The following is a 17,566-nucleotide window of genomic DNA, read 5'->3' on the forward strand; positions in this document are numbered from 1 at the left end:
CCTGTGGACACCACGACACACCCTCCGTACGACCTGCTCGGCGTCGGCATCGGTCCGTTCAACCTCTCGCTCGCCGCACTCGCCGAGCCCGTCCCCGGCCTGCGCACGCTCTTCTGCGACCAGCGCCCGGAGTTCCGCTGGCACCACGGGATGCTGGTGGACGGAGCCCGGATGCAGGTGCCGTTCCTCGCCGACCTGGTCTCCCTGGTCGACCCGACCAGCCCGTGGTCCTTCCTCAACTACCTGCGCGACCAGGACCGGCTGTTCCCGTTCTACTTCGCCGAGCGCTTCCAGCTGCCGCGCCGCGAGTACGACCACTACTGCCGCTGGGCCGCCGAGCGGCTCGCCAACTGCCGCTTCGGCACCGAGGTCACCGCACTGCGCTGGGATGCCCCCTGGTACCGCGTCGAGCTGACCGACACCGCCACCGGCCGGCGCTCCGAGGCCAGGGCCCGCAACCTCGCCCTCGGCGTCGGCACCCGGCCGGTCCTGCCCGAGGCCTTCGCCGCGCTGGCCGGCCACCCCCGGGCCTTCCACTCCGCGGAGTACCTGGACCGCCGCGCCGACCTGGCCGGCACCCGGGACATCACCGTGGTCGGCAGCGGACAGTCCGGTGCCGAGGTCTTCCTCGACCTGCTCCGGCACCACGAGGGCGACGGCGTCCGGCTGCGCTGGCTCACCCGCACCAGGGCGCTCGCCCCCATGGAGTACTCCAAACTCGGCCTGGAACACTTCACCCCCGACTACACCCGCTACTTCCACGGCCTGTCCGCACCCGTCCGGGACGCGCTGGTCGCCGCCCAGTGGCAGCTGCACAAGGCCGCCAGCGCCGAGACCCTCGCCGAGATCCACGACCACCTCTACGAGCGCACCATCGGCCGCCCGATCGACACCGCCCAGGTCGAGATCACCCCCGGCACCGCCGTCACCGCCGCCCGCCCCGGCCCCTGCGGCGGCCTCGAACTGCACTGCCGACACTCCGACTCCGGCGCCGAACACCTGCTGCGCACCGACGCCGTGGTGCTCGCCACCGGCTACCGGGCGGCCCGCCCGGCCGCCCTCGAACCGCTCGCCGAACTGATCGACTGGGACGAGGCCGGGCGCTACCGGGTCGACCTGGACCACCGGGTCGCCACCCGGCCCGAACTCACCGGCGGGCTGTACGTCCAGAACGCCGAACTGCACACCCACGGCGTCGGCACCCCCGACCTCGGACTCGGCGCCCACCGGGCCGCCGTGATCCTCAACGCCGTCACCGGGCGCACCGTCCACCGGCTGCCCGGCCGCACCGCCTGGACCGGCTTCGCGCCGCCCGTCACGGCCGCCGCGTCCGCGACCTTCGACCAGACCACCGTCGTCCCCCGCCCCCAGGAGTTGACCCGTGCCGCAACCGTCGGCCGCTGAACCGCCGCTCCACCTGCCCCCGCACCTCACCGCCGGGCACTGGCAGCGGGCCGGCCGCGCCCTGCTGGCCAAGATGCTGGGCGAGTTCGCCTACGAGGAGCTGCTCCGGCCCGTCCCCGGGGACGCGCCCGGCGAGTACCGGCTGGAGCTGCCCGAGGCCGAGTACCGCTTCACCGCCCGGCGCGGCGCCTACGACAGCTGGCAGGTCGACCCCGAGTCCGTCCGCTGCTCCCGCCCCGACGGCCTGGATCCGCTGCGCTTCCTCCCGTACGCCCGGCAGACCCTCGGCATGCGCGGCGAGACCACCGGCCACCTGATCCGCGAGCTCTCCGCCACCCTGACCGCCGACGCCCGCCAGCTCGCCACCGCGCTGACCGCCGCCGAACTCGCCGACCTCGACCACGCCGCCCTGGAGGGCCGGCAGACCGGCCACCCCTGGATCGTCCCCAACAAGGGCCGGATCGGCTTCTCCTCCGCCGACGCCGCCCGCTGGGCCCCCGAGGCCCGCAGCCCCCGCCCGCTGCCCTGGATCGCCGTCCACCGCCGGCTCGCCGAGTACCGCGGTGTGCCCGGACTCGAGCGGCCCGAGCAGCTGTACGCCCGCGAGCTGGACGACGTGGACGCGCTGCGCGCCGCGCTCGGCCCGGACGCCGAGGACTACCTGCTGCTGCCCGTCCACCCCTGGCAGTGGGACGAGACGATCCTGCCGCTGTTCGCGCCCTGGATCGCCTCCGGCGAGATCGTCCCGCTGCCCTCGGACGGGGACCCACGGCTGCCCCAGCAGTCCATCCGCTCCTTCTTCAACACCGCCCACCCCGAGCGCTGCACGGTCAAGCTGCCGCTGTCCATCCTCAACACCCTGGTCTGGCGCGGCCTGCCGGTCGAGCGCACGCTGGCCGCGCCCACCGTCACCGCCTGGCTGCTCGGAGTGCGCGACGCCGACCCGTACCTGCGCGACGAGTGCCGGGTGATCCTGCTCGGCGAGATCGCCTCCGTCACCGTCGACCACCCGCTCTACCGCGAGCTGCCCGAGGCGCCGTACCAGTACAAGGAACTGCTCGGAGCGATCTGGCGCCAGCCGCTCGGGCCCTTCCTGGCCGAGGGCGAGCGGGCCCGCACCCTGGCCGCGCTGCTGCAGACCGGTTCCGACGGGCGGGCGCTCGCCGCCGAGCTGATCGACCGCTCCGGCCTCGCCCCCGCCGAGTGGACCGCCCGGCTTTTCGCCTCGATGATGCCGCCGCTGCTGCACTTCCTCTACCGCTACGGGCTGGTCTTCTCCCCGCACGGCGAGAACGCCATCGTGGTCTTCGACTCCTCCGAGGCGCCCGCCCGGCTCGCGGTCAAGGACTTCGTGGACGACGTCAACCTCAGCGCCCAGGGCCTGCCCGAACTCCACGGCCTGCCCGCCGAGGTGGCCGAGGTCCTGCTGCGGGAGAGCCCGCAGGGGCTCTGCCAGTTCATCCACTCCGGGCTGTTCATCGGCGTCTTCCGCTACCTGGCCCCGCTCCTGGAGGCGCAGACCGGACTGCCCGAGACCGAGTTCTGGGCGCTGCTGCGCGCCGAGGTGCTGCGCTACCAGGACCGCTTCCCCGAGCTGAGCGAGCGCTTCGAACTGTTCGACCTGTTCCGCCCCCGGATCGACCGGCTCTGCCTCAACCGCAACCGGCTGCTGCTGGACGGCTACCAGGACCGCCCGCACCGCCCGCACGCCGCCCGGTACGGGACCGTGCCCAACGCGCTGGTCGCCGTGGACGTGCGACTGCCCGGGCAACGGAACCGGATTGTCACCCCCGCCCCGTAGGGTGGGAGGGTCATGACGAACGACTCCGAATCCCACGACTCCGAATCCCAGCGGGCGGCGGACCTCGGCGACGAGGCCGAGGAAGCCGTAGCCGTCCCGCGCTCGCGGATCCCCGAACTGCTGCACGCCGCGGTGGCGGCCGTCGGCGGTGTGGAGCGCCCCGGTCAGGTCCGGATGGCCGAGGCCGTCGCCGACGCCGTCGACCACGGCGAGCACCTGCTCGTCCAGGCCGGCACCGGCACCGGGAAGTCCCTGGCCTACCTGGTGCCCGCGCTCGCCCACGGCGACCGCGTGGTGGTCGCCACCGCCACCCTGGCACTGCAACGCCAGCTGGTGGAGCGGGACTTGCCGCGCACCGTCGACGCGCTGCACCCGGTGCTGCGCCGCCGCCCGCTGTTCGCGATGCTCAAGGGCCGCTCCAACTACCTGTGCCTGCACCGGGCCAACGAGGGCACGCCGAGCGACGAGGGCGAGGGCCTGTTCGACCCGGTGGACGCGCTCGGCGGGCCCACCGGGAAGCTCGGGCAGGACGTGCTGCGGCTGCGCGACTGGGCCGACGAGACCGACACCGGGGACCGCGACGACCTCAGCCCCGGCGTCTCCGACAAGGCCTGGGCCCAGCTGTCGGTCACCTCCAAGGAGTGCCTGGGCGCCACCCGCTGCCCGTACGGGCAGGAGTGCTTCGCGGAGAAGGCGCGGGAGCGGGCCAAGCTGGCGGACGTCGTGGTCACCAACCACGCGATGCTCGCGATCGACGCGATCGAGGGCGCGCCGGTGCTGCCCGAGCACGGGCTGCTGATCGTGGACGAGGCGCACGAGCTGGTCAACCGGGTCACCGGCGCGGCCACCGCCGAGCTGACCGTCGGCGCGGTCAACCGGGCGGTGAAGCGGGCCGCGCGGCTGGCCAACGAGAAGGCCGTCGACGCGCTCCAGGCCGCCGCCGAGAACTACCACGGCCTGATGGAGACCGCCCAGCCCGGGCGGGTCGAGGAACTGCCCGAGTACCTGGCGTACGCGGTCACCGCGATCCGGGACGCCTCCCGGCAGGTGATCACCTCGCTCGGCGAGACCAGGGACAAGGGGCTCAGCGACGAGGACGCCGTCCGCAAGCAGGCGATGGCCTCGGCCGAGGCGCTGCACGAGACGGCCGAGCGGCTGTTGGAGGACTCCGAGTACGACGTGGTCTGGATCGAGCGCAGCGACCGCTACGGGCTGGGCACCGCCTCGCTGCGGGTCGCCCCGCTGAGCGTCTCCGGGCTGCTGCGCGAGGGCCTGTACAAGGAGCGCTCGGTCGTCCTCACCTCGGCCACGCTCAAGCTCGGCGGGGACTTCAACGGTGTCGCCGCCTCGGTCGGCCTGCCGTCCGAGACGCGGCTGCCGGACGTCCGCACCGACGGGGACAACCCCGAGCCGGGCTTCGGGGAGGACGCCGTCCCGCACTGGCGCGGGATCGACGTCGGCTCGCCGTTCAAGTACCCCAAGCAGGGCATCCTGTACGTCGCCAAGCACCTGGCCGACCCCGGGCGGGACCCGGAACGGCCGGACATGCTGGACGAGTTGGCCGAGCTGATCGGCGCGGCCGGCGGGCGGACGCTGGGCCTGTTCTCCTCGATGCGCGGCGCCCAGACGGCCGCCGAGGCGATGCGCGAGCGACTGGACAACCGCGTCCTGCTCCAGGGCGAGGACACCCTGGGCGAGTTGATCCGGGAGTTCGCCTCGGACGCGACCACCTGCCTGTTCGGCACGCTCTCGCTCTGGCAGGGCGTGGACGTGCCCGGCTCGGCCTGCCAGCTGGTGGTGATGGACCGGATCCCGTTCCCCCGGCCGGACGACCCGCTGATGAGCGCCCGCCAGAAGGACGTCGAACAGCGCGGCGGGAACGGCTTCATGGCCGTCGCGGCGACGCACGCGGCGCTGCTGATGGCGCAGGGAGCGGGCCGGTTGGTGCGCGCGGCCGACGACCGGGGCGTGGTCGCGGTGCTGGACCCGCGGGTGGAGACCAAGCGGTACGGGGGCTTCTTCCGGTCCTCGATGCCGGAGTTCTGGTACACCACGGACCGCAACCAGGTGCGCCGCTCGCTGGCGGCGATCGACGCCTCGGCGGCGCCGGTGCGGCCGGTGGTGAAGCGGGGCTGAGGGCCCCGCCGCGGCACACGACGCCGGAGGGGCTCCCCGTGGTCGCGGTGGAGCCCCTCTCCCGTGTGCGGCGACCCCGGGGACGGCGGCCCGGGTGCGGCGGTCTGTGGCGGTGCGCGCCGTACGTCAGAGGCGGCGCAGGACCGCGACGACCTTGCCCAGGATGGTCGCGTTGTCGCCGTTGATCGGCTCGTACGCGGAGTTGTGTGGCATGAGCCAGATCCGGCCGTCCTCGCGCTTGAGCCGCTTGACGGTGGCCTCGCCGTCGATCATCGCGGCGACGATGTCGCCGTTCTCGGCGACCGGCTGGCGGCGCACGGTGACCCAGTCGCCGTCGCAGATGGCCGCCTCGATCATCGAGTCGCCACGCACGGTGAGCGCGAACAGCTCCCCCTCGCCGACCAACTGGCGGGGCAGCGGGAAGACGTCCTCGACCGTCTGCTCGGCCAGGATCGGCCCGCCGGCGGCGATCCGGCCGACCAGCGGGACGTAGGAGGTGGACGGGCGGCCGGCCGTCTCGGCGGTGTTCGGGCGGGCCACCTCGACGCCACGGACCTCGTAGGCGCGCGGACGGTGCGGGTCCCGGCGGAGGAAGCCCTTGCGCTCCAGGGCCATCAGCTGGTGGGCGACCGAGGAGGTGCTGGACAGGCCGACGGCCTGGCCGATCTCGCGCATGGACGGCGGGTAGCCGCGGCGCTGCACGGAATCCCGGATGACCTCGATCACCCGGCGCTGGCGCTCGGTGAGCCCGGCCTCGTCGGTGCGGATGCCGGGCGGGCGGCCGGGCATGGCGCGGGCGGGGGAGGAGTGGCTGTCGTCCATGGCGGCGGAGTGTTCGATCGGCTGGTCGGGGACGCGGGGCGCCCCGGAAAGGGCCGCGCCGGAGAGACGGTGGTCTTCGCTACGGTCCATGTTGATGTCCACACCCTGCTGATTCATGGTGCGCTGCCCCACCTTGAACTGGGAGTGTTCCTGCACCGGGATGGTGTTGCTTTCGATCGTGTTCACGGCGGCCCCTCTCGACGGCTGTCCTCTCCCTTTTCCAGCCCAACGCGCCTCCTATCGAAAGGTTGCGCCAAACACACGTTCGAGTGAATTATTCGGGAGTTGACTGACTCGATCAAGGCTTTGTTGTACATCGAGTAAATGTTCGAGCAGAACTCGACCTCGGCAGTCTAATCGGCACCGACACGCCAGGGCGTCCACCTCCCCCTGAGACCTAGATGTAGTGGCTACAGTCCTCTCCGTGCCCAGTACTAGTGGTCACCCCGCATGATCAGCTTGCCGAGGCCGGGGGCACATCGCATAGACTCGACTGGTCCGAACGTTCTGCCAGGGAGGGATCCCGAGGTGCACTGCCCCTTCTGCCGGCACTCCGACAGCCGTGTTGTCGACAGCCGGACCACCGAGGACGGCAGCTGCATTCGCCGCCGTCGGCAGTGCCCGGACTGCGGTCGCCGCTTCACCACGGTGGAGACGGCCGCACTGATGGTCATCAAGCGCAGCGGCGTCACCGAGCCGTTCTCCCGGCAGAAGGTCATCACCGGCGTCCGCAAGGCCTGCCAGGGCCGTCCCGTCACCGAGGACGCGCTGGCCCAGCTCGGCCAGCGGGTCGAGGAGTGCGTGAGAGCCAGCGGCAACGCCGAGCTGACCACCCACGACGTGGGGCTGGCCATACTCGGCCCGCTCAAGGAACTCGACGTGGTCGCCTACCTGCGCTTCGCCTCCGTGTACCAGGCGTACGACGGACTGGAAGACTTCGAGGCCGCCATCGCGGAACTCCGCGCCGAGCGGCCCCACACCCCGGAGACGGACGACACCTGCGTGTCCGTCTCCGCCGCCGCGCCCTAGCCGGCGCCGGGCCCCCGGCCCGCCCCGTTCCGCACCACCACGGCCCCGCGGGGCCCACGCGTGCCCGAAACCGGGGCACGAAACACTACAAACCGTGCGCAAGCAGGCTGGGTCTCCGTCTGCCCGCACACCGGAAGAACGAACCAGCAGTGCCCGGACTTTTAGGGGCACTTCGGGCGTTTGCCCAGGAGGAGGAAAAGTGACAGACACCACGAGCGGTTCCGCGCGCGGGTCGAAGTCCGAGAAGGCCGCGGCCAAGGGCGCCAAGGCCCCGAAGGGCGGTCTCCGGATGGAGCGCATCTACACCACTCCTGGCGTGCACCCGTACGACGAGGTCCGCTGGGAGCGGCGCGACGTCGTCATGACCAACTGGCGCGACGGCTCGATCAACTTCGAGCAGCGCGGCGTCGAGTTCCCCGACTTCTGGTCGGTCAACGCCGTCAACATCGTCACGTCCAAGTACTTCCGCGGCGCCGTCGGCACCCCGCAGCGCGAGTGGAGCCTGAAGCAGATCATCGACCGCGTGGTGCTCACCTACCGCGCCGCCGGCGAGAAGCACGGCTACTTCGCCTCCAAGGACGACGCCGAGATCTTCGAGCACGAGCTGACCCACGCCCTCCTCCACCAGGTGTTCAGCTTCAACTCGCCGGTCTGGTTCAACGTCGGCACCAAGCAGCCCCAGCAGGTCAGCGCCTGCTTCATCCTGTCCGTCGACGACTCCATGGAGTCGATCCTCGACTGGTACAAGGAAGAGGGCATGATCTTCAAGGGCGGCTCCGGCGCAGGCCTCAACCTCTCCCGGATCCGCTCCTCCAAGGAACTGCTCTCCTCCGGCGGCAACGCCTCCGGCCCGGTCTCCTTCATGCGCGGCGCCGACGCCTCGGCCGGCACCATCAAGTCCGGTGGCGCCACCCGCCGCGCGGCCAAGATGGTCGTCCTCGACGTCGACCACCCGGACATCGAGGCCTTCATCGAGACCAAGGTGAAGGAGGAGGAGAAGATCCGCGCCCTGCGCGACGCGGGCTTCGACATGGACCTCGGCGGGGACGACATCACCTCCGTCCAGTACCAGAACGCCAACAACTCCGTCCGCGTCAACGACGAATTCATGACCGCCGTCGAGAACGGCACCGAATTCGGCCTGCGCGCCCGGATGACCGGCGAGGTCATCGAGACCGTCGACGCGAAGAAGCTGTTCCGCAAGATGGCCGAGGCCGCCTGGGCCTGCGCCGACCCCGGCATCCAGTACGACACCACGATCAACCACTGGCACACCTGCCCGGAGTCCGGCCGCATCAACGCGTCCAACCCCTGCTCCGAGTACATGCACCTGGACAACTCCAGCTGCAACCTCGCCTCGCTCAACCTGATGAAGTTCCTGCGCGAGGACGACTCCTTCGACGCGGAGGCCTTCGCCAAGGTCGTCGAGCTGGTCATCACCGCGATGGACATCTCCATCTGCTTCGCCGACTTCCCCACCGAGAAGATCGGCGAGACCACCCGCGCCTTCCGCCAGCTCGGCATCGGCTACGCCAACCTCGGCGCCCTGCTGATGGCCACCGGCCACGCCTACGACAGCGAGGGCGGCCGCGCCCTGGCCGGCGCCATCACCTCGCTGATGACCGGCACCGCGTACCGCCGCGGCGCCGAACTCGCCGGCGTGGTCGGCCCGTACGACGGCTACGCCCGCAACGCGACCGCCCACCGGCAGGTCATGAAGCAGCACGCGGACGCCTCGCTGGACGCCGTCTCGGTGGACGACCTGGACTCCCCGGTCTGGCTGGCCGCCAACAAGACCTGGCAGGACGTGCTGCGCATCGGCGCGCAGAACGGCTTCCGCAACGCCCAGGCCTCGGTGCTCGCCCCGACCGGCACCATCGGCCTGATGATGGACTGCGACACCACCGGCGTCGAGCCCGACCTGGCCCTGGTCAAGTTCAAGAAGCTGGTCGGCGGCGGCTCGATGCAGATCGTCAACGGCACCGTCCCGCGCGCCCTCAAGCGCCTCGGCTACCAGGACGAGCAGATCGAGGCGGTCGTCGCCCACATCGCCGAGCACGGCAACGTGGTGGACGCGCCGGGCCTGAAGCCCGAGCACTACGAGGTGTTCGACTGCGCGATGGGCGAGCGCGTCATCTCGGCCATGGGCCACGTGCGCATGATGGCGGCGATCCAGCCGTGGATCTCGGGCGCCATCTCCAAGACCGTGAACATGCCCGAGAGCGCCACCGTGGAAGAGGTCGAGGAGATCTACTTCCAGGCCTGGAAGCTCGGGGTGAAGGCCCTGGCCATCTATCGCGACAACTGCAAGGTCGGCCAGCCGCTCTCGGCGAAGACCAAGTCCTCCGAGGCCGCCGAGGCCAAGGTCGAGGAGGCCCCGGCCGCCGCGGTCGAGAAGGTGGTCGAGTACCGCCCGGTCCGCAAGCGCCTGCCCAAGGGCCGTCCGGGCATCACCACCTCCTTCACGGTCGGTGGCGCCGAGGGCTACATGACCGCCAACTCCTACCCGGACGACGGTCTGGGCGAGGTCTTCCTGAAGATGTCCAAGCAGGGCTCGACCCTCGCGGGCATGATGGACGCCTTCTCCATCGCCGTCTCGGTCGGCCTCCAGTACGGCGTGCCGCTGGAGACCTACGTCTCGAAGTTCACCAACATGCGCTTCGAGCCGGCCGGTCTGACCGACGACCCGGACGTGCGGATGGCGCAGTCGATCGTCGACTACATCTTCCGCCGCCTGGCGCTCGACTTCCTGCCATTCGAGACCCGCTCGGCGCTCGGCATCCACTCCGTCGAGGAGCGCCAGCGCCACCTGGAGACGGGCTCGTACGAGCCGCTGGAGGCCGAGGAGATCGACACCGAGTCGCTCGCCCAGTCCGCCCCGGTCGCCGCCAGGCCGGCCGTGGTCCCGGCCCCGGCCGTCGAGGCGCCCAAGGCGGCCCCGAAGCAGGCCCACAACTCCACGGAGCTGATGGAGATCCAGCTCGGCCTCAACGCCGACGCCCCGCTCTGCTTCTCCTGCGGCACCAAGATGCGCCGCGCCGGCAGCTGCTACCTCTGCGAGGGCTGCGGCTCCACCAGCGGCTGCAGCTGACCGCGCCCGACCCCGGTGGTCGCCTCCTGAGGTGACCCCCTGAAGCGGGGCGAGGACCTTTCCCGGTCCTCGCCCCGCTTTTTCGTGTGCCCGGGCGTGTCTTTCGTGTGCCCGGGCGTGCCGATGTCACGTCCTGGGGTGGTGTCCGGTCCGTAGGGGGTGAAGGCATGTGACGAGAGGGGCGGGGCGATGGCCGGGACGGTGCTGGTGACCGGGGCGACGGGGACGTTGGGGCGGGAGGTGGTGCGGCTGCTGGTGGCGCGCGGGGTGGCGGTGCGGGGGTTGAGCCGGCGGGTGCGGGAGGGGGGCGACGGGGTCGAGTGGGTGGTCGGGGACCTGGTGAGCGGGGCCGGGATGGCGCGGGCGCTGGCCGGGGTCGAGGTGGTGGTGGACTGCGCGACCACCCAGAAGAAGGAGGACGTGGCCGGGGTCCGGACGCTGGTGGCGCGGGCCGGCGAGGCCGGGGTGCGGCACCTGGTGTACGTGTCGATCGTCGGGATCGACCGGGTGCCGATCGCGTACTACCGGACGAAGCTCGCCTGCGAGCGGGTGGTGCGGGAGTCGGGTTTGGGCTGGACGGTGCTGCGGGCGACGCAGTTCCACGACCTGGTGCTGAAGGTCTTCGACGCCTCCGCGCGGCTGCCGGTCTTCCCGGTGGTGAGCGGGGCGGCGTTCCAGCCGGTGGACGTCCGCGAGGTGGCCGAGGCGGTCGTGGACCTGGCGGGGCGGGAGCCCGTCGGCTTCGCGCCGGAGGTGGGCGGTCCGCAGGTGCGTTCGTACCGGGAGCTTGCCGGGGACTACCTGCGGGCGGCGGGCAAGCGCCGGGTGCTGCTGCCGCTGCGCCTGCCGGGAGCGGTCGGCCGCGGGCTGCGGGAGGGCGGCAACCTGACGCCGGACCGGGCGGTGGGCCGGGGGACCTTCGAGGAGGCGCTGGAGCGGCGGTTCGGCGGTCGCCGAGGCCGTTCACACGTCGACCGGAGTTGACGGCAGGGGCGAGAGCGGAGAATTCGCGGCTGCGGCGAGCAGCAGGGGCCCGGTGGGTGATGGCGGGAGACTGGCCGTCAACTGGCCGCTTGAGGCCTATGTCTGAATCGATATGATCGGCCGAAAGCGTGAACCGATCAGATGCCCGAAGACGATTCGCTGCGTCGCCGGGCGGTCCGGTATCGCGCCCGACCAGCTGTCGGCGGCCGCGACCGTCGCCGACCCGCTGCCCGCGCCGCCGCCCGCCGACGTTGCCGAGGACCGCACCGATGAGAGAAGCCACCAGCCCCGACGGCCGATCGCGCCGACGGCCCGCGCCGCGCACCGTCGCCCTGACCGCGGTGGCCGTGCTGCTGGCGCTGGTCGCCGCGCCGGTCGGCGTCACCCGGGCGTTCGGCGCGCACCAGCCGCTCACCGCCCTCGCGGTGGTCGCCGTCACGGTGCTCTGGCTGATCGCCGTCGGGCTCGCGGCGACCGGCGTCGAGCGCAACCACGGGCTGACCGAGGAACTGGCCGCGCAGCACGAGGAGACCCGGGCCGCGCTGGTCGCCGCGGGCAGGGCCCGGCAGGCTGAGACGGCCGCCGTCGACCACGCCGCCGCCGCGCTCGCCGAGCGGGACGCCGCCCGTGCCGAGCAGGCCAGGGCGGAGGCGGACGTCACCGCCGCGCACGCCGAGCTGGCCCGGCTGCGGGCCGAACTCGACGCCGAGCGCGCCGGGGCGGAGGCGGAGCGGACCAGGGCCGAGGCCGAGCGTGCCGAGCTGGCCCGGATCGTCGACGGCGTACTGCCCGAGGTGGTGACGAAGCTGCGGGCCGGCGCGGCCGTGGACAGTGCGCTGGCCGTCCACCGCAAGCACCCCCAGTACGTGCTGCTGCGTGCCGTCGGCGAGGAGATCGGCCGCGGCGAGCGGCTGCGGGCCGCCGCGCTCGCGGTCTGCGCGACCGCCGCCGGGCGGGTCCAGGCGCTGGCCACGAGCATGCACGCCGAGTTGCGCGAGATGCAGCACCGGCATGACGAGGAGGTCCTCGGCGACCTGCTGAGCCTGGACCACTCGACCGCCCAGGCGGGCCGGATGGCCGACAGCATCGCGGTGCTCACCGGTGCCCGATCGGGGCGCCGCTGGGCCAAGCCGATCTCGGTGGAGTCGGTGCTGCGCGGTGCGCTCGGCCGGATCGGCGCCTACCAGCGGGTGCGGCTGCACAACGCCAGCACCGCCGCGGTCGCCGGGTACGCGGCCGAGGGCGTGATGCACGCGTTGGCCGAACTGCTGGACAACGCCACCAACTTCTCCGCCCCGCCGGCCGAGGTGCACGTCTACGTCGAGGAGGTGCCGGCCGGGCTGGTGGTCACCGTCGAGGACAGCGGGCTGGGCCTGAGCGACAGCTGGCTGCGCCGGGCCGAGCGGGCCGTCTCCGCCGAGCCGCTGGACCTCACCACGCTCTCCGCCGGGACCCGGCTGGGGCTGGCGGTGGTCGGCGTGCTGGCGCGCAAGCACGGGCTGCAGATCTCCTTCCGGCCGTCGGCGCGTGGCGGCACCGGGGTGGTGGTGCTGATCCCGCAGCAGCTGGTCACCCACCCGGCGCCGGCTGCCGCCCCGGCGTCCGTCCCGGCGCAGGCGCCGTCCGTGGAGAACGCGCGCCCGGCGCTCACCTCGGCGCGCACCGCCCCCGCCTCCCTGCCTCCGGTGCCCTCCGCGCAGCGGACCCCCGTCGGGGCTGGAACCGGGGCACAACCGCTGCCCAAGGCGCAGACCGCCACCGCGCCCGCGCTGCCGGCCGCGCCCGCCCGGATGACCGACAGCGGCCTGCCGCAGCGCCGTCGCGGGCAGACGCTGGCCACCGCCGCCCCCGCGGCGGACCGGGCCGCGAAGCCCGCAGGAGCCGACGCGGCGGTTGCGGCCGCCCGGTTCGGCGCGTTCCGACGGGCCGCCGCCCGTCCCGTGGGGGCCGAGCAGCCCCCTGCCGGGGTTCCGACCACGGACCCCGACACCATGCCCGACGCTTCCCCCGTCACCGAGAAGGACACCTGATGAGCAGTGCCGACGACCGCGACCTCGACTGGCTGTTGGAGAACCTGCTGGCGGCGACCCCCGGCACCCGGCACGCCCTGGTTCTCTCCGCCGACGGCCTCAAGCTCTGCCACACCGCCGGACTGAGCACCGACCAGGCCGACCAGCTGGCCGCCATCGCCTCCGGCCTGCAGAGCCTGGCGCACGGCGCCTCGATCGAGTTCGGTGACGGCAGCGGCGGCGTGCGGCAGTCGATGACCGAGTTCCACGGCGGCATCCTGTGCATCGTGGCGGCCGGCGAGGGCGCCCACCTGGCGGTGGTCACGGACGACGAGGCGGACGTCGGCGTGGTCGGCCACAACATGCACGGCCTGATCGAGCAGATCGGGGTCCACCTCAGCGCGCCCGCCCGGAGTACGGAAGGCGAGGCCGTGCGAGAGAGCGCGACGATATGACCCCGGGGCCGGTGCTGCCGGGGCGCGACGACGACCCCGACCGCCTCTACACCATCACCCGGGGACGCAGCCGGGCTCCGGAGAACGCCTTCGACCTGGTGACCCTGATCGTCGCCGAGCGGCAGCCGGCGCCTGGGATGCAGTCGGAGCACGCCCGGATCCTGCGGATGTGCGAGGCCCCGACCGCGGTGGTGGAGGTGGCGGCGGAGCTGGCGCTGCCCGTCTCGGTGGTGAAGATCCTGCTCGGCGACCTGCTGGAGTCCGGGGCCGTCACCGCCCGCCACCCCCGGTTCGCGCCGAACAAGGCCCGGCTGCCCGACCTCGACACGCTGAAGCAGGTGCTGCATGGCCTCCAACAGCTCTGACGTCCGGGCCGCTGATGACGTCCGGATCGATGCCGACGGCCGGTCCGATGCCGACGTCCGGTCCACCGCCGGGGACGGCGTGCGGCCCGCCGGCTCGCGCACCCCGCTGCGGGCGACCGCCGACAACGCGCTGAAGATCGTCGTGGTCGGCGGCTTCGGGGTGGGCAAGACCACCCTGGTCGGGTCGGTCAGCGAGATCCGTCCGCTGAACACCGAAGAGGTGATGACCAGGGCGGGCGAGGGCATCGACCCGGCCGGCACCTGGGGCAAGCGCTCCACCACGGTCGCCTTCGACTTCGGCCGGATCACCCTCTCCGAGCGCCAGGTGCTCTACCTGTTCGGCGCGCCCGGGCAGGAGCGCTTCTGGTTCCTCTGGGACCGGCTGTTCAGCGGCGCCCTGGGCGCGGTCGTCCTGGTGGACACCCGGCGGCTGGAGGAGTCCTGGTACGCGATCGACCGGCTGGAGCACCACGGCACGCCGTTCATCGTGGCCCGCAACAACTTCGGCGAGCCGAGTCACACCCTGGAGCAGGTCCGCGAGGCGCTGGACCTGCCGGCCGAGGTGCCGCTGGTGGACTGCGACGCGCGCGACCGCGAGTCCGGCAAGCGGGTGCTGATCGCCCTGGTCCACCACCTGGCCGCCCTGGCCGGGGCCGACGCGGCGAGCCTGGCCGACGGGCCCGCCCCGGTCACCGCCGACGGGCCCGCCCCGGTCGCCGCCGGAGGGGAAGAGCCCGCCCCGGCAGGGTCCCGAACCGCGATCTACGAGGAGAGCACCCCGTGACCGAGCCCGCCGCCACCCCGCCCCCGGGCTGCCCGGCGCACGCCGGCGCCACGCCGCTGTACGGGCCGCGCTTCCAGACCGACCCGTCCCAGCTCTACCGCGAGCTGCGTGCCGCGCACGGCCCGGTCGCCCCGGTCGAGCTGGCCGGCGGGGTGCCCGCCTGGCTGGTGATCGGCTACCGCGAGCTCCAGCAGGTGACCGGCCAGCCGCAGCTGTTCGGCCGCGACTCCAGCCGTTGGCACGCCTGGGCGACGCTGCCCGCCGACTGGCCGCTGAAGCCGATGATGGCGCCCGTCCCCTCGATCCTCTACGCCGAAGGCGAGGAGCACGTCCGGCGCTCGCGCGCGGTCACCGACGCGCTGGCCGGGACCGACCCGTACGAGCTGCGCAAGCATGCCGAGGAGATCGCCGACCGGCTGATCGACGAGTTCGCCGGGCGCGGCGAGGCCGACCTGGTCGCCGAGTACGCGCACCGGATGCCGCTGCTGGTGCTGTGCCGGGTGCTCGGCCTGGACGAGGAGCAGGCACCGCAGCTGACCGCGGCGCTGCTGGCCATGCTGGACGGCGGCCCGGACGCGCCGGCCGGCGCCCAGCGGCTGCTGGAGCTGATGCTCGCGCTGGTGGAGGAGAAGGCCGAGCACCCGGGCGCCGACATCGCCTCGCGGATGCTGGCGCACGAGGCCGGGCTGACCCACGACGAGGTGATGCGCGACCTGCGGGTGCTCTTGATCGCCGGCCACCAGCCGAGCTCGTACTGGATCTCCAACGCGCTGCGGCTGATGCTCACCGACGAGCGGTTCGCGGCCTCGCTGGCCGGCGGCCGGCGCAGCATCAGCCAGGCGCTGAACGAGGCGCTCTGGGAGGACACCCCGACCCAGATCTTCGCCGGCCGCTGGGCGGTCAGGGACACCCAGCTGGGCGGTCAGCGGATCGGCGAGGGGGACCTGGTCCTGCTCGGAATCGCCGGGGCCAACGCCGACCCGGCGGTCCGGCAGGCGGACGGCCGCCCGGCGGAGGGGAACCGGGCGCACATGAGCTACTCGTACGGCGAGCACGGCTGTCCCTTCCCGGCCCAGGAGGCGGCCGAGGTGATCGCCACCACCGCGATCGAGGTGCTGCTCGACCGGCTGCCGGACCTGAGGCTGGCGGTGGCCGAGCACGCGCTGGTGTGGCGGCCGTCGGCCTGGGTGCGCGGGCTGGTGGCGCTGCCGGTCTCGTTCACCCCGGGCCACCCGGCCTGATCATTCAACACCCGCCGTTCGAAAGAGAGTTGTCGATGACCGCTGCCCCGGCCCGAATCGTCCTCGACCCGCTGGCCCGCGACAACGCGGCCGAGGGTGCGCTGCTGAGGGCCGCCGGCCCGGCGGTGCCGGTCGAGCTGCCCGGCGGGGTCCGGGCCTGGGCGGTGACGCAGCATGCCGCCGCGCGCGACCTGCTGACGGACGCCCGGCTGGTGAAGGACGCCGCGCACTGGGCGGCCTACCGGCGCGGGGAGGTGCCGAAGACCTGGCCGCTGATCGGCCTGGCGGTGCCCGGCCCGAGCATGGTGACCACCGACGGCGCCGAGCACCGCCGGCTGCGGGCGCTGGTCGCCCAGGCCTTCACCCCGCGCCGGGTGGAGCTGATGCGCCCGCGCGTCGAGGAGGTCACCCACGCGCTGCTGGACGCCCTGGCGGCGGGTGAGCCCGTGGTGGACCTCAAGACGGCCTTCGCCTTCCCGCTGCCGATGACGGTGATCTGCTCGCTGCTGGGCGTGCCGGAGTCGGACCACGGCCTGCTGCGCGACCTGTACGAGCGGTTCTTCGGCACCAAGCCGAACCCGGAGGGCATCCAGGCGACCGTCGCCGGACTGAACGCCTTCGTCAACGACCTGGTGGCGCAGCGTCGTTCGGCTCCCGGCGAGGACCTGGCGAGCGTGCTGCTGGCGGCCGACACCGAGGGCGGGGCGCTGACCGACGCGGAGGCGGCGGCCACCCTGCGGGTGATCATCGCGGCCGGCCACGAGACCACGGTGAACCTGATCGGCAACGCGGTGCGGGCCCTGCTGACCCACCCGGACCAGCTGGAGCTGGTCCGCTCGGGCCGGGTCTCCTGGGACGCGGTGGTGGAGGAGTCGCTCCGCTGGACGCCGCCGACCAGCAACTTCCTGTTCCGCTTCGCCGCCGAGCCCATCCCGGTCGGTGACGTGGTGATCCCGGCGGGCGAGCCGGTGCTGGTCTCGTACAACGCGATCGGCCGCGACCCGCTCCAGCACGGGGTGACGGCCGAGGTCTTCGACATCACCCGGGACCCGATCCGCCACCTGTCCTTCGGCCACGGCCCGCACGTCTGCCCCGGCTCCCCGCTGGCCCGGCTGGAGGCGGGGATCGCGCTGCCCGCGCTGTTCGAGCGCTTCCCGGGGCTGTCGCTCGCGGTGCCGGACGCCGAGCTGCGTCCGAGCCCCTCGCTGGTGGTGAACAGTCTGCTGGAGCTGCCGATCCGGTTGTTCTGACGTTACGTCATACTGACTGCCCCCGCTCGGGTTTCCGGTCGGGGGCGGTCGTGCACCTTGGCGCGGGCCGACGGCTGCGTTAACGTCTTCGATCAGTTCGGCCGCCCGTCCCGCTGCTCCCCGCAGGCCCATCTCCGGTACAGCGCAATGTCGTTCAGTCCACCGTCGGCAGCATGCCCTGGCGAGGAGAACCGC

General features: G+C 72.9%; 13 protein-coding genes. 12 read left to right on the forward strand and 1 reads right to left on the reverse strand.

What is annotated here, in order from left to right:
* Nucleotides 1-3 precede the first annotated feature (3 nt).
* Genes ACWDBB_RS21220 through ACWDBB_RS21230 form a run of 3 tightly spaced genes read left to right on the forward strand, consistent with a single transcriptional unit; the run spans nucleotide 4 to nucleotide 5,341 of the window.
* On the forward strand, nucleotides 4-1,404 hold the full coding sequence (locus tag ACWDBB_RS21220) for a lysine N(6)-hydroxylase/L-ornithine N(5)-oxygenase family protein (protein ID WP_449791085.1): 1,401 nt from the start codon (nucleotides 4-6) through the stop codon (nucleotides 1,402-1,404).
* On the forward strand, nucleotides 1,382-3,205 hold the full coding sequence (locus ACWDBB_RS21225; RefSeq protein WP_449791086.1) for an IucA/IucC family protein: 1,824 nt from the start codon (nucleotides 1,382-1,384) through the stop codon (nucleotides 3,203-3,205). The genes ACWDBB_RS21220 and ACWDBB_RS21225 overlap by 23 nt, the downstream gene beginning before the upstream one ends.
* A gap of 12 nt (nucleotides 3,206-3,217) precedes the next feature.
* Complete coding sequence (locus ACWDBB_RS21230; RefSeq protein ID WP_392883655.1) at nucleotides 3,218-5,341, forward strand: ATP-dependent DNA helicase; 2,124 nt, start codon at nucleotides 3,218-3,220, stop codon at nucleotides 5,339-5,341.
* A gap of 126 nt (nucleotides 5,342-5,467) precedes the next feature.
* On the opposite strand, the gene lexA is transcribed toward ACWDBB_RS21230, so the two are convergent.
* Nucleotides 5,468-6,163: a transcriptional repressor LexA gene (gene lexA / locus ACWDBB_RS21235; RefSeq protein WP_449791116.1), complete on the reverse strand. Its 696-nt coding sequence runs from the start codon at nucleotides 6,161-6,163 to the stop codon at nucleotides 5,468-5,470.
* A 528-nt stretch (nucleotides 6,164-6,691) separates the two neighbouring features.
* Between lexA and nrdR the strand changes: the two genes are divergently transcribed.
* The 9 genes from nrdR (at nucleotide 6,692) to ACWDBB_RS21280 (ending at nucleotide 17,371) form a co-directional block, all read left to right on the forward strand.
* The gene (nrdR, locus tag ACWDBB_RS21240; protein WP_380695744.1) at nucleotides 6,692-7,192 is read left to right on the forward strand and encodes a transcriptional regulator NrdR; all 501 of its coding nucleotides are present in this window, start codon (nucleotides 6,692-6,694) and stop codon (nucleotides 7,190-7,192) included.
* 199 nt (nucleotides 7,193-7,391) lie between these two features.
* Entirely contained in the window at nucleotides 7,392-10,283 is a 2,892-nt protein-coding gene (locus ACWDBB_RS21245) for a vitamin B12-dependent ribonucleotide reductase (RefSeq protein ID WP_449791087.1), read from the forward strand.
* A gap of 189 nt (nucleotides 10,284-10,472) precedes the next feature.
* Nucleotides 10,473-11,267 carry an SDR family oxidoreductase gene (locus tag ACWDBB_RS21250; RefSeq protein WP_449791088.1) on the forward strand — a complete coding sequence of 265 codons (795 nt, stop codon included), beginning with the start codon at nucleotides 10,473-10,475 and terminating at the stop codon, nucleotides 11,265-11,267.
* A 269-nt stretch (nucleotides 11,268-11,536) separates the two neighbouring features.
* Nucleotides 11,537-13,297 carry a sensor histidine kinase gene (locus ACWDBB_RS21255; protein ID WP_449791089.1) on the forward strand — a complete coding sequence of 587 codons (1,761 nt, stop codon included), beginning with the start codon at nucleotides 11,537-11,539 and terminating at the stop codon, nucleotides 13,295-13,297.
* On the forward strand, nucleotides 13,297-13,731 hold the full coding sequence (locus ACWDBB_RS21260) for a roadblock/LC7 domain-containing protein (protein ID WP_449791090.1): 435 nt from the start codon (nucleotides 13,297-13,299) through the stop codon (nucleotides 13,729-13,731). The genes ACWDBB_RS21255 and ACWDBB_RS21260 overlap by 1 nt, the downstream gene beginning before the upstream one ends.
* Nucleotides 13,728-14,096, forward strand: coding sequence for a DUF742 domain-containing protein (locus tag ACWDBB_RS21265; RefSeq protein WP_449791091.1), 369 nt, complete (start codon nucleotides 13,728-13,730; stop codon nucleotides 14,094-14,096). The genes ACWDBB_RS21260 and ACWDBB_RS21265 overlap by 4 nt, the downstream gene beginning before the upstream one ends.
* Nucleotides 14,077-14,880 carry a GTP-binding protein gene (locus tag ACWDBB_RS21270; protein WP_449791092.1) on the forward strand — a complete coding sequence of 268 codons (804 nt, stop codon included), beginning with the start codon at nucleotides 14,077-14,079 and terminating at the stop codon, nucleotides 14,878-14,880. Before ACWDBB_RS21265 ends, ACWDBB_RS21270 begins: the two co-directional genes overlap by 20 nt.
* A complete protein-coding gene (locus ACWDBB_RS21275) occupies nucleotides 14,877-16,121 on the forward strand; it encodes a cytochrome P450 (protein ID WP_449791093.1) in 1,245 nt (414 codons plus the stop codon). The genes ACWDBB_RS21270 and ACWDBB_RS21275 overlap by 4 nt, the downstream gene beginning before the upstream one ends.
* Nucleotides 16,122-16,156: 35 nt before the next feature.
* Nucleotides 16,157-17,371, forward strand: a complete 1,215-nt coding sequence (locus ACWDBB_RS21280) for a cytochrome P450 family protein (RefSeq protein ID WP_449791094.1) — start codon at nucleotides 16,157-16,159, stop codon at nucleotides 17,369-17,371.
* The last annotated feature ends 195 nt before the right edge of the window (nucleotides 17,372-17,566 follow it).

Source organism: Kitasatospora sp. NPDC001095 (assembly GCF_053598615.1).